General features: G+C 35.3%; 13 protein-coding genes. 12 read left to right on the top strand and 1 reads right to left on the bottom strand.

The window, feature by feature from the left end:
* From B6K08_RS13905 to B6K08_RS13340, 12 genes are all read left to right on the top strand, one after another.
* Nucleotides 1-219: ATP-binding protein (locus B6K08_RS13905; RefSeq protein ID WP_234985332.1), on the top strand; the 219-nt coding region annotated here is incomplete at its 5' end.
* A 674-nt stretch (nucleotides 220-893) separates the two neighbouring features.
* Entirely contained in the window at nucleotides 894-1,697 is an 804-nt protein-coding gene (locus B6K08_RS13385; RefSeq protein WP_052212626.1) for a hypothetical protein, read from the top strand.
* 492 nt (nucleotides 1,698-2,189) lie between these two features.
* Nucleotides 2,190-3,035 carry a macro domain-containing protein gene (locus tag B6K08_RS13380; protein WP_039212346.1) on the top strand — a complete coding sequence of 282 codons (846 nt, stop codon included), beginning with the start codon at nucleotides 2,190-2,192 and terminating at the stop codon, nucleotides 3,033-3,035.
* Nucleotides 3,036-3,264: 229 nt separating this feature from the next.
* On the top strand, nucleotides 3,265-3,711 hold the full coding sequence (locus B6K08_RS13375; protein WP_039212343.1) for a UDP-glucose 6-dehydrogenase family protein: 447 nt from the start codon (nucleotides 3,265-3,267) through the stop codon (nucleotides 3,709-3,711).
* Nucleotides 3,712-3,723: 12 nt separating this feature from the next.
* Nucleotides 3,724-4,812 carry a virulence RhuM family protein gene (locus B6K08_RS13370; protein WP_200810437.1) on the top strand — a complete coding sequence of 363 codons (1,089 nt, stop codon included), beginning with the start codon at nucleotides 3,724-3,726 and terminating at the stop codon, nucleotides 4,810-4,812.
* 115 nt (nucleotides 4,813-4,927) lie between these two features.
* On the top strand, nucleotides 4,928-5,389 hold the full coding sequence (locus tag B6K08_RS13365) for a type II toxin-antitoxin system HicB family antitoxin (protein WP_234985378.1): 462 nt from the start codon (nucleotides 4,928-4,930) through the stop codon (nucleotides 5,387-5,389).
* 20 nt (nucleotides 5,390-5,409) lie between these two features.
* Nucleotides 5,410-6,108: a pentapeptide repeat-containing protein gene (locus B6K08_RS13360; protein WP_039212338.1), complete on the top strand. Its 699-nt coding sequence runs from the start codon at nucleotides 5,410-5,412 to the stop codon at nucleotides 6,106-6,108.
* A 730-nt stretch (nucleotides 6,109-6,838) separates the two neighbouring features.
* Entirely contained in the window at nucleotides 6,839-7,969 is a 1,131-nt protein-coding gene (locus B6K08_RS13355) for an AAA family ATPase (RefSeq protein ID WP_039212336.1), read from the top strand.
* On the top strand, nucleotides 7,966-8,466 hold the full coding sequence (locus tag B6K08_RS14015) for a hypothetical protein (RefSeq protein WP_200810436.1): 501 nt from the start codon (nucleotides 7,966-7,968) through the stop codon (nucleotides 8,464-8,466). The genes B6K08_RS13355 and B6K08_RS14015 overlap by 4 nt, the downstream gene beginning before the upstream one ends.
* Before the next feature lie 154 nt (nucleotides 8,467-8,620).
* Nucleotides 8,621-10,240, top strand: a complete 1,620-nt coding sequence (locus B6K08_RS13350) for a S8 family peptidase (protein ID WP_200810435.1) — start codon at nucleotides 8,621-8,623, stop codon at nucleotides 10,238-10,240.
* Nucleotides 10,241-10,362: 122 nt separating this feature from the next.
* On the top strand, nucleotides 10,363-10,593 hold the full coding sequence (locus B6K08_RS13345; protein WP_159446796.1) for a hypothetical protein: 231 nt from the start codon (nucleotides 10,363-10,365) through the stop codon (nucleotides 10,591-10,593).
* A 71-nt stretch (nucleotides 10,594-10,664) separates the two neighbouring features.
* Nucleotides 10,665-10,928, top strand: a complete 264-nt coding sequence (locus B6K08_RS13340) for a transposase (RefSeq protein WP_039209842.1) — start codon at nucleotides 10,665-10,667, stop codon at nucleotides 10,926-10,928.
* A gap of 64 nt (nucleotides 10,929-10,992) precedes the next feature.
* On the opposite strand, the gene B6K08_RS13335 is transcribed toward B6K08_RS13340, so the two are convergent.
* On the bottom strand, nucleotides 10,993-12,201 hold the full coding sequence (locus B6K08_RS13335; protein ID WP_234985356.1) for an IS110 family RNA-guided transposase: 1,209 nt from the start codon (nucleotides 12,199-12,201) through the stop codon (nucleotides 10,993-10,995).
* Between the last annotated feature and the right edge of the window lie 271 nt (nucleotides 12,202-12,472).

Genomic DNA, 12,472 nt, shown 5'->3' with positions numbered 1-12,472 from the left:
CGGTATAACAAAGAGGGTATGTTCAATACGGTATTTACAAGTAATAAGCAGCCATCCCAGTGGAAGGAATGCTTTGAGGAGGAAGATGCTCTTCTCTGCTCACTGGACCGGATATTTGATAACGCCATAGTCTTTAACCTTAAGGGAAAAAGTTACCGTGGTCGAAAGCTCAAAGTAGTAAATGTTCAGGTTGACAATCTGAACCATGAAGATAAATAGTGTTTAGATAAGGCTAACTAACAGCCTAAGCTGGGTTATTGGTCAACAAAGCTGACTGTTGTATTGGTCATTTTAGACTGACTCTGAAATGGCTATGACGACCGACCCGTAGGTGGTTAAATTACGCCGACGCTAATATAATAAAAATATATGAAAAATTAGTGGGTAAGATGGAATTATATGCTTGTATCAGAGAAGGTCTTGCTGATATTGAAATTGGACATGCCTGTACTTTTCTGATGTAATGGCAGCTATTAAGTATGGTCTGAAAAAATGTAATATAGACGAATGCTGGTTGTCAAGAATTACATAGTTTTTTATAAGATTGATGAAAAAGAAAAAATGTTAATATTGTCGGATCCATGTACGCGAAAAACAATTGGTTGGCAATTTTGCAAAATGAAATAGTATAATGGCGAGAGGTGAACAAGAGCATTGGCTAATACTATAGATCGAAATGCAACAATTATTCTGCCACCATACTTTTGTTAGATGCTCTCGCAGGAATTCAAGTCAAAATTCTTGTATTTCAAAAAAAATATAGTGAAAGAATATAACATACGCATATTTAGTTGTGCTGGTGAGATATATGACGCCGAAAACTCCAATGAGAGTAAAAAGAAGAACCTTCCCTTATAAGAGTATATGAACTTGCTTAGAATTGTGAGGTAATCATGTACAGAGCATTTGAACTTGTAGTTACTGAGGATGTTCTACAAGAAGCACCTTTTAGAAAATGTGCTAATGCAGGTAAAAAGATAACATTATCTGAAGAAAAGAATATAGAAGAACTGCTTCGAGATGTTTTATATAACGGAACTATTGATGGCACAGCATTAGCTGAAAGATATTTTCCTATACTAAAACGCGATGTTTTCTTATCATATTCTCATAAGGATAAAGAACTTGCATATATGCTTGTTGGTATGCTGGAATCTTTTTTCGGTTTGACAACCTTCATAGATTCGACTTTTTGGGGCAATGCTGATATCTTACTGAAAGAAATTGACAACAAATATTGCTTACAATGCAACAGTCAAAGTTATAGCTATATAAAAAGAAACTTTTCTACAGCACATGTTCATGTTATGCTGATGTCCGCAATAATGAAAGCAATGGATTCAGCAGAAATAATTATTTTTTTGAATACACCTAGGTCTGTACCAGATTTAGAATTGGCAATAAATGGAAATGGCTATGATGAGTATACATTATCCCCGTGGATATATGAGGAAATATTATTAACTACGATGCTTAAAGAGTCTGAATTGAACCGGCACAGACAAAGATTAACTCTTGATGAAGAGGTTTTGGAACATTATGCCAAGAGATTAAACATTAAATACAAGTTGCCACAAAATAAGCTGATTCAACTGTCATTGGGTGATATTGAAGAATGGTATAAGGAATATCAAATGAGTCAAGATAAGCATCCACTTGATGTATTATATACGCTGAAGAGCAATGTGGCCAGTTGATGGCGAATGAGATAATATCGTAGCGGTAATCAATAAACAAGAAAATGTGCTGCGAGTATGTTCTATGGATTACCAATCATTATGACATATCCAGGATATTCGAAAATTAGTAAGCTCTTAGAATTGGAAAGCATGTGGGCCCAAAGCATTAGCTGAACGCATAAACAATAGAACGGTACATCGTATACATATCCCGTTTCTGAAAGAACCTATATTTGATGCGATTAGCCAGTTTTCTGTTGTTAATTCAAGGCATCCCAATGGAGAAGGCTTAGGGTATTACTCGTCAGAAGTATATAAATGTTGGGGAATAGAGTAATTTATTAGATTCCAAAAGGTCGAATGTGAAAATTTTTCTGTAAATAATTACGATAGTAAGAAGTTAAAAATAAATATCCAACTCGGCGGAAACTGTATTGCGTATACCATTTGCAAAAGAATTCCTTAAGAATGCATAGGAAATGGAGAAGTATACTGTGAATTATATAGTAGATGCAGGACATCATTTTTGGTGAGGTTTTAATAATGAAATTTACTTTTATAAATTCATATACCCAGGACAAGTTTTTTAAAGGATTAAGTTTAGTTAGTTCAATACTTACAATAATATTGCTTTTTGGGACTCCAGATATATTGCAGGAGTGTACTGTATTTTGTAAATATTTTGTGATATTTTTGCTGTTTGCAATGCCGGTTGTTTATTCGTTAACATCTTGGCATTGCCGTAAAAGATTTTCTATACCTGTAGTTGGTGAAAAATATATAAATGTACTATCGGGAGATTTATTCAATCAAAAAGGAATAATAGTTATTCCAGTAAATTCAGCTTTTGATACAATTGTTGATAACAGAATAATTGCTGAAAGTACAGTACATGGTTCGTTTATTAATAAGTTTTTTAAAAACAATACTCACAGACTGGACTTGGAGATTAAGCAACAATTGGCTAATTGCGGTATAACTCCCGTAAAACAAAATAAGGCAGGTAATTGTGAAAAATATCCACTAGGGACAATTGTGGAAATTCCGTGTGGGGAAGTCAAAGCAGTTTTGGTGGCAATTACAGATTTTGATGATGATAATCACATCATAGATAATCCAGAAGGTTACTTTCAAGCGTTATTTAGATTATTCCAATATATTTGCAAATGTTCTCAAGCTTTGCCAGTGTACATGCCATTAATAGGGTTGGGAATTTCAAAGGTAGCAATGAGTTCGGAAGATAGTATTCGAAATGTAGTCCAAGTTGTGCGTTCGTTACATATGAATTTGCCTGTGGAGATATCTATTGTAGTGTTGCCAAAAGAATTCCCAAAGGTTAATAAAGATTTCGAGTAAAAAAGAGATAAAAAACATGATTCGTGCAATGAATCTGCACGGACTTAGAAAACATTCATTGTTAACTAATCTGAAAAATATTTAGTAATCTAAGGTATAAATGTCAATCATGATTTGAGCCATTGAGGGTAAAAACGCTCGCTTAAATTTGAGCCACTTACATAATAATCTGAAATCAATATAAAGATTTCAGAGGTGATGTTGGGTGGTTACGCTACTGTCTTTATATATGAAGTATCAGGTGCTGAAAAAGGCTGGTTATTATAGTCGTGGTGATTATAGCAAGGATGAGGAAAAAGAGCGCGTTATCGGTGTTTACCGCTTGACCATGAAGAGTAATTCTGATTATTTCCGTCAGTCAGCTATTCAGGGAGTTACAAAGCGAATCAAAGCTAAAGGTGCAACTGTTGTTATACACGAACCAACACTGGAGGCTGGCAGCACATTCTTCGGGAGCAAGGTCATCGGAGATTTGGAGGAATTTAAGAGAATCAGCAGGGGTATATTGGTCAATCGCTACGATGTCGCTTTGGATGATGTGAAAGATAAGGTTTATAGTAGAGATATATTTTATAGGGATCGTAATCAGGGCCCGCATAGGTTATTTTTTACCTATGCGGGCTCGTTATGTTTGTATAAAAAAATAGACTTTTATGTAACAAGATGTTATCATTAAAGCGACAAACTGATGTTTGATTATGGCAATTTGGAAACTGGATGGTACGGAAAGGAACAACCCATGTTTTTCTTCTTTTTTGATGACAATATTGAGGATAATATAATAATTTATAATACTGACGATGGCAAAGCCAATGTTAAGTTGTACGCAAATGATGGGACCGTATGGGCTACGCAAAAGGCCATGGCGGAATTGTTTGATTGCTCTACGGATAATATTTCCCTACACTTGAAAAAAATTTACGGGGAGAATGAGTTAGAGGAAGGCTCAACTACCGAGTATTTCTCGGTAGTTCAAAGCGAGGGAAAGCGTGAAGTTACAAGAAGGACAAAATGTTATAATCTGGAAGCTATACTTGCTGTAGGTTTTCGCGTTCGCTCACCTAGGGGCACCCAGTTTAGACGGTGGGCAAATACTACATTGAAAGATTATTTACAAAAAGGTTTTGTGCTGGATGATGATAGATTGAAGAATCCTGATGGACGCCCGGATTATTTCGATGAACTTCTTGCCCGCATTCGGGACATCAGAGCCAGCGAAAAGAGATTCTATCAGAAAATTAAAGATTTGTTTGCTCTGTCATCGGACTATAATAGTGATGACAAGCAAACACAGCTATTTTTTACAGAAACGCAAAATAAGTTGATTTATGGTGTTACTGGAATGACTGCTGCGGATTTGATTGTTGAGCGTGCTGATTCAAGCAAACCTAATATGGCACTAACTTCCTGGAAAGGTAAACAGGTTAGAAAAGTGGATATTACTATTTCAAAAAATTACTTAACTGAGGATGAACTTGATTCATTAAACAGATTGGTGACGGTCTTTCTTGAAAGCGCCGAATTTCGTGTAAAAATGAGGAAAAATCTCACATTGAAATACTGGAAAAAAACGGTGGATAGTTTGCTGTTGGATCATGGCATACCAATTCTTAATAATTGTGGTAATCACTCTCATGAGTTTATGGTAGATCATGTTTCAAAAATTTATTCTGAATTTGATACTAACCGTAAGCATCAGGAGGCTGTGTGTGCTGACATGGATGAGATGGAAGAACTTGAACAGGCTATACCTTTGCTAAAAGGGCGTAAAAGGTAATTACATCTGTTGGATAGGTTTATGCAAAGAAATGCGATTCGAGTGTGCCTGGTCTGAATTATATGAGGGGGATTCATTGTTGGAATCCATGAAAAAATGTAAAAAATGAGGGAAAATGTTATTTGGTGTGAAGTCGATACTGGTATCCATATATCCTGCTATATATTGCCGGGAAAAAGATAATACATATTCGGTTGTATTCCCAGATTTAAATCATTTATCTACATTTGGGAGTACGTATCGAGAAGCTACAGAAATGGCAATTGATTGTTTGGCAGGTTATCTGTATGAATTAAAGCAAAGTGGTGAACCTATTCCTGAACCAACCCCACAGAATAAGATTGATATTAAAGCGGAAGCAGACGAGGATGATGACTACAAGGATGAGGATATAACAGTCACTATGATCCATGTTGATGTTGAAGAGTATGCCAAGAAGTATTTTAATAAATTAGTAAAGAAAACGTTAAGCATTCCACGCTGGCTGAATGATAAAGCAATTTCAGCGGGCATTAATTTTTCTCAATTATTACAAAACGCATTAAAAGCTGAGTTATCTATGAGAAATCTATTGTGATAAATGTTTAGGAACTTGTTATGGGGCGAGGAAAAAGTAAGAGAAAAGCATTACAAAAGAAAAAACGGTTGGCAAAAATGAAGCAAGGAAAATTAGTACCGTTTGACTTACAAAATTCACCGATAAAATATACGGGAATAAAAAACAGATATTGTTATAAAACGAATATACATAAGTTAATATATAAAGAAGGTCAGTTTTTTAATGTAAAGTATCAGGCTTCTAATATTACTATGTGTAATTTTAAAAATGCAAGATTTGAGAATGTTGATTTTGTTGGATGCAATCTAAAGGCTAGTAATTTTTCTGATGCAGTATTAAAAAATGTAATTTTTACAAATTGTAACTTAAAATGTGTGACATTTGAAGGTTGTCATTTCGAAAATGTATACTTTATAACGACCAATACACGGTTTTGTGAGGCTATGCCGAGTAGTGGATATACAATTCTAACCCGTTATCCACAAATTAATATTGAAGGAATTGATCAGTTACAGGAAGCTCTTGGAGGGTTTAATCTAATAGATGATGTATACAAATATCATGTTTTGCATGTTACTCATAAAAGGGTGAATCTTTGGAATATCAGTATTCTTTTAGATATGTATGGTAACAATATAGGGAGAGCTCTTCTAGCTTTTAGTAAAAGAGATAAACTAAGACATTTATACACCTTGGGATCGTATATGAATTTTATTGCTTGTTATTTGAAAAAGTGATATTATGTGGGTGTCTCGCCCTGGAATGGCGAAAGCCATGAAATGCCAATGGAGAAGTGGGGACAGTGTAGATTGGCTGGTATTCAGGAGGGGATGCTTATGGTTAATGATATTTTGACTATATTAGACTTTGGTTTATTAATATGTGAGAAGTTCATTGATAGTAACATCCCATCCCGATTACTCGGGGTATAAATTTTTTAAATGCTAGTTTAAAATTGAACAAGTTCCTCAAGCAGCCTTTGGGCTGCTTTTTATTTTGGTTGTTTGAGCATAGGATATTATAATGGTTACTTTTGGTAGGTATAAATTCTAATCTAAATGTGAGCCACTAAGGGGGCGTTAGATTAGAATTTGTAACAGAAAAACGTTTACACTCTCGTTCAATTTATTATAGGTGGATAAAAATGCAAGTAGTCACTATATTGTATCTCCGGAATGTTTCTCTTTTTAATTTATCTATACAGATCTCATAATAATGTTGAATTCAATAATCAATTTATATGCGGTGAACATCTGTGGCTACGATAAGATTGGCTAATTTCTATTTAGTATTTCTGCTAGCTACAACTTATATGTATGAGAAAAGGTATAATATTTTTAAAAGAGTTCACTATGGTAAAAAAAGCAATCATTGTTCTCAGTATTTAGAAAAAAGTTCTCTAAAATATAGTTGTTGTTCTTTGCATATTTACATTCGTTCCGCTATAATGAGAAAGGAGGTGTAGCGGTGAAATATTCTATTGAAATTGGCAAAATCGTAGAAGGCGCATTAAAACACGATCGAGCCAAAGTTATAAATTATACAAAACAATTAGTATCAAAGTTGGAGAATGACGATGATTCTCGTTCTGCAATCAAATTTAAGCGCCTATTAAATGCTTATGATGAAATGTCTTTGGTACCTATGAACAGTTCTAATCCTGTTAATATTCCGGTAGATAACGAATCAAGAATGAATCTAGTTGATATTGTTTATCCTTCTCAAAACGATATTGATGTAGTTCTATCTAAAAGGAATATGGAAAAATTAGAATCGTTTATATTAAGCTACCAAAATGCAGATAAACTTCATTCTTTGGGCATAAGTGTTTCAAATTCCCTTTTGTTGTACGGACCACCTGGTTGCGGAAAAACGAAATCTGCTTATTTAATTGCTAAAAAATTGAATTTGCCCCTCGTCATTGCACGATTAGATAGTCTTATATCGTCATATCTTGGTACAACTGCAAAAAATATTCGTAGTGTATTTGAATTTGCACAAAAAATACCTTGTGTATTGTTTTTAGACGAATTTGATGCTATTGCTAAAGCGAGGGATGATAACAATGAGTTGGGAGAATTGAAACGTGTTGTTAATAGCCTTTTGCAGAATATTGACATGATGAGTAAAGATAGTTTGATTTTAGCAGCTACAAATCATCAGCAGTTGTTGGATCCTGCAATATGGAGAAGATTTGACTATAAATTAGAAATAGAATTGCCAGATAAAGAAACTATTGGATTATTGGTTACCCTATTTTCTAGTGATATATACAAATTTAGTCAAAAAGAAATATTAGAAATTTCTACGTTGCTTAGCGGACAAAGTGGTTCTGATATAGAAGAGCTTATAACTAAATCTATAAGAAATGCTGTTATATACAATAAGAGTTTTAGTATATCTAATATTTATGAGGAACTGTTTATTAGCCAGGATATTATTCCCACCAATTGCACTAATTCACGAGAATTATTGAAAAATAAGGTGAAGTTTTTACGAGAAAAAGATTCGAAAGTGTTTAGTTTGCAGGCAATAGCAGATATCTTAGGCAGTTCTAAGACAACTGTTCAAAAAATTGCGAAGGAGGTTCAATTGTGAGTGAAAATAATTTACCTATAAAATTAGTTCTACCTAAAACCGATGATATTATTCCAAATAAAGGAGGCGGGGAGGTAAAATTTTTTGGCGAAGTAACTCCTGAACTTAAAAAAGAAATAACGGGTAAATTAGAAAATTTATTATTATTTTATGCTGATGTATTTTGTGAGAGTGAAAACATACCAGCAGTGGGAAAAATAACTGTTAAGCCAGAGGCAATTGCGAAATCACATAAACCGTCTGATTTGTGTAGAAAATGCCCAATTATTGGTAGTGAGGATTTAGACGAAATATATATTAAAGTAAATAAAAGAAATATTCAGGAAACAATCGAGATGGTAAAAAATCCACCATCAAAGAGATTCCAAGCCAACATGACGGCAATAGTTGACATTCAACCAATTAAAGCAGAAGAGAAAATTTCTCCATTACTGAAGAATTTGGCTGAGAAAGAGTTTAATTCTATTAAAAAGATTATCAAGCTTAAGTTTTTTTGATTTTAATGATGATTTTGACAATGCACAAATTTGGGAGTATGTTAAACGAAAGTTAAAAGAATACCATTTTGAGGATAAATACAAACTTATATCATATGGAAATCAAATTAATTTTTTAAAAATTGAAATTGAATCTTATGAGGATATTGTAAAATTGTCTTCCATCAACGGAGTAAAAACGGTTGGTTTTTTTCAAGAATATTCCCTTCCTCGGAATGATTATTCTATAACTAAATCAAAACATATATTGAATACCGAGTATAGGGATAGTGATATTACAATTGGGATTATAGATGGTGGTATTAGTGTTGATAATCAATTTCTAAAGCCATATATTATCGCGCGTGAAGAGTATGTAAATAAGGCTTATCAAAACCCCAATCATGCCACCTTTATTGCATCAACAATTCAGTATGGCAATGTACTAAATGATATTCCATCACCTTCAAATTATCGTTTTAAATTTGTAGATGTTATCGCTGTTCCAAATAGCGACGAAAAGTATGGATTGACTGACTCAGTTACGGAATATGACCTAATGGAAATCATTGAAGAAGTGATGGAGAAATATTCATCTTCAACCAAGATATGGAATTTGTCCTTGGGAATTAGGGAAAAAACATGTGACAGTTCAATGTCTGATTTCGGTATGTTTTTGGATTATATTCAAGATAAGTACCACGTACAAATTTTTGTATCTAGTGGAAATATAGAACAACTTCCGTATAGAAGTTGGCCACCTCAAAAAGACCTTGGAGAACATGATCGTCTGATATCACCAGCAGATTCTGTTCGTGCGATTACTGTCGGTTCTGTTGCATTGTTTGATTCAGCCGATTCATTCGTTAAGCGAAATGAACCATCGCCGTTTAGTTGCAGAGGACCTGGTGCAAACTATATTGTTAAACCTGATATTGTTGATTATGGTGGTAATTGTTCAACATCATACCAAATTGATAGTTTGGGAGTAAGAGGCTTAGATCCATTTGGGAAAATAGTCGAGGGGAATGGCACAAGCTATTCAACTCCACGAGCATTGCAAAAATATGCATCTATTTATGAGGAAATGCTATCTCCTGAACCTCTACTTGTAAAAGCAATGTTAATACATTCTGCTAGAATGAGCTCTCGTGAGTTGATAGATGAACATCCAGATAATATTAAGTATTATGGGTTTGGTATTGCTTCTGCAAATACGCAAGATATTTTGCAATGTAGTAAGGATTGTGTAACCATTGTCTTTAAGCAGAAAATATCTCAGGGCTCGCATCTTGAAATGTACGATTTTCCATATCCAAAGTCCCTTATCCGTGATAATAAATATTTTGGCGAAATAGGAATGACTCTTGCTTACCTGCCGCCTCTAGATCATAGATATGGACACGAATATTGTAGGACTAATATTGATGCTAGCTTCGGTACATATTCTATTTTAGAGGATGGAAAAATCAATTTTAAAGGGCAAGTTCCGCTTGAAGCAAAATGGGACGAAAAATACGAGTCTGCACGAGTGTTAAATGGTTTTAAATGGAGTCCAATAAAGTCGTATTACAGGAAAATGAGAAAAGGATTGAAAGTGGAGCATGGATGGAAGCTTAGAGTCGACTTAACTCCTAGACATGGATTAAATGTACCACCTCAAGAATTTGTTTTGATTATTACGATTAAAGATTCTGATGGTAATGATATTTACTCAGAAATAACCAATGGATTAAGAGAAAGAGGGTATTTAACTAATAATATTGAAACGAAATATAGAATTCGGCAAAGATAATAGAATCATGCAGGTACCAAACTCCCTCATAGAAGCACTTAGTTATGTGTAGAGAGGTGTTTAGTATGATATCGCCAAGGATAGAGGATTTTGACGAGATTATATCCATGATAAAAAAGTGTATGCAGGAGAATCAATGGTTATTATATTTGCCCCGTGATGAATTGGGAAATAAGATAGCAGAATCGTTTAATTTAGAAGTGAATGATGCTAATGAGTTAGACTTGATAAAATTTTTAGGGAAACAAATAGAAGATATTGCAAATGAGACAGATCCTATAAATAAAAAGATTTCAGTGGATGGAACAAGGTGGATGGTTTATTATCATCATTTATATTTACTGTTTGGTTGATGTTAGTATGATTTAGTGGACACAAAAAGTGCGACACATTAAAATCTTGATTAAGAAAGGATGTGTTTCACATGGCCCACAACGGCAACCGATACTCTGAAGAATTCAAACGACAGATTATCGATTTGTACCTATCTGGCAAACCGGTTAAAGAGCTCGCGGATGAATATGGCTTAGTCGAGCAAACCATCTATAAATGGAAGAAGCTATATGCAGCAACCATCAAGGTTGATGAAAATAAAACCATTTCCTTGAAAGAATATAATGATCTTCAGAAGAGCAACCTGGTAATAAGTCAACAGGTTTTCTCAAAAGGTTTTGAAGCAAAATCTTAAATTATCGTGCACTTAACAAGCCTCCGCGATTTTCCTAAAAAATCCGAAGGTGAAATCGTAAATGTTAAGCTTGGCCTACTCTGTTTCCGGAGTAGAGTTGGTTTTTGGCCAGCAATCCAAAAATCAACTTTATGGCTTTACGAGCTGTGAGAGCGAGTGCACGTTTGTGCTGATGGGTTTTAACCTCAGCGTATTTCTTGGAGTAATATTCACTGTACTCAGGACAGTGAAGCCTTATATGACTGGTGGCCTCAAGCAGATAGTATCTAAGATAAGAGTTACCAGCCTTGCTCATGGAAGTGTCATCGGCCTTGAACTGGCCTGACTGGTTTTCACGCCAAACCAGACCAGCATATTTGGCCAATGATTCCTGAGATTTAAATACCGATATATCCCCGATTTCGGCCATGATTCCGGCAGCCATTACCGGTCCTAAACCAGGTATTGACTGCAATGAAAGGAAAGCATTTGGATTGAGTCCTTTAATGGTTGTTTCGATCGCTTGGTTAACCTTTTTGATTTCAGCATAATATGTTGAGATCATGGTAAACGAAGAGGCAATAGCGACTGTTATCGGCTCATACAAACACTTATCCAGTCTGTAGGAATTTCTTGCAGCAGCCTGCAAGAGTTTGGCTGTTTTCTGAGGATCTGGGAATCTATTGCGGCCCTTTTCACAGATGAATTCAACAAGCTTTTCCATAGGCATGTCAACAATCTCCTCAGTGGAGAGAAATTCGGTAAGTACCGCAGATGCCGTAGCTCCAAATTCATTGGAAAATGGCTGCTCCTCAGCATCCAGCGTGTTAAATTCGCTGAATTTGAGGAAGATGTTAGAGAGCATATAGGTCTTCTCCCTTGTAAGGGCTTTGACCAGATGTAGGCGGTGGCGTGTAAGACGCTGTAAAGCGAGATATTGACACCCACGCCATGGTTTGGTAGTAATCCTGCCAACCCGGGCATAGTCAGCAATAACGAAAGCATCAATGCAGTCGTTCTTGCTGAGCCCGATGTAAGATTTTTTATAGTTGGCAATGGATTTGGGATTTAAACAGTACACTTCGGTATGGTATGGCATAAGCATAGGGCTGGTGGACAGATAATTGGCAATATGTACACCATAAAATGATGTGGATTCCAAACCAATTACCAGTCTTTTTAGACTAGATTCAGTATTAAGAAATTCTAAAATATGCTTAGCCATTTCTTCGGCACCAGGTTCATTGTTGGGCACAGCGAAAGTCGCAATTGGTTTGGTGGATTCAAAGTCCATGACAGCCACAACATTTTCCCTTGAACTGATGTCGATACCGACAAAAAAGAGTAGAAAGAAGATCCGCCTTCTTCAAAGTAAACACCACCTTTCCGGCTAATGATGGAAGATGGGTAAAGGATTATCCTGATCTTAATCGCTGACTGCACCCTCGCTAATAAGCAGTCACCTATGAGAGGAATACTTGCTGGTAGTGCTCTCGCCTAGGGCTGCAACACCTGTGTAAGCAGTATTTGACGATTAAGGCAGGCATCAAGCTCTTCAAGCAGTC

Source organism: Anaerovibrio lipolyticus DSM 3074, assembly GCF_900141865.1.
GTDB lineage: Bacteria > Bacillota > Negativicutes > Selenomonadales > Selenomonadaceae > Anaerovibrio > Anaerovibrio lipolyticus.
The sequence above is the reverse complement of the archived record's forward strand: the minus strand, read 5'-3'. Positions and strand labels throughout refer to the sequence as shown.

Coding starts and splice junctions, on each gene's coding strand:
- B6K08_RS13360 (WP_039212338.1), top strand. CDS start 5,410: ATGGGGCGAGGAAAAAGTAAGAGAAAAGCATTACAAAAGAAAAAACGG.
- B6K08_RS13370 (WP_200810437.1), top strand. CDS start 3,724: ATGTTTGATTATGGCAATTTGGAAACTGGATGGTACGGAAAGGAACAA.
- B6K08_RS13380 (WP_039212346.1), top strand. CDS start 2,190: ATGCAGGACATCATTTTTGGTGAGGTTTTAATAATGAAATTTACTTTT.
- B6K08_RS13365 (WP_234985378.1), top strand. CDS start 4,928: ATGTTATTTGGTGTGAAGTCGATACTGGTATCCATATATCCTGCTATA.
- B6K08_RS13335 (WP_234985356.1), bottom strand. CDS start 12,201: ATGGACTTTGAATCCACCAAACCAATTGCGACTTTCGCTGTGCCCAAC.
- B6K08_RS13340 (WP_039209842.1), top strand. CDS start 10,665: ATGGCCCACAACGGCAACCGATACTCTGAAGAATTCAAACGACAGATT.
- B6K08_RS13375 (WP_039212343.1), top strand. CDS start 3,265: ATGAAGTATCAGGTGCTGAAAAAGGCTGGTTATTATAGTCGTGGTGAT.
- B6K08_RS13345 (WP_159446796.1), top strand. CDS start 10,363: ATGCAGGAGAATCAATGGTTATTATATTTGCCCCGTGATGAATTGGGA.
- B6K08_RS13385 (WP_052212626.1), top strand. CDS start 894: ATGTACAGAGCATTTGAACTTGTAGTTACTGAGGATGTTCTACAAGAA.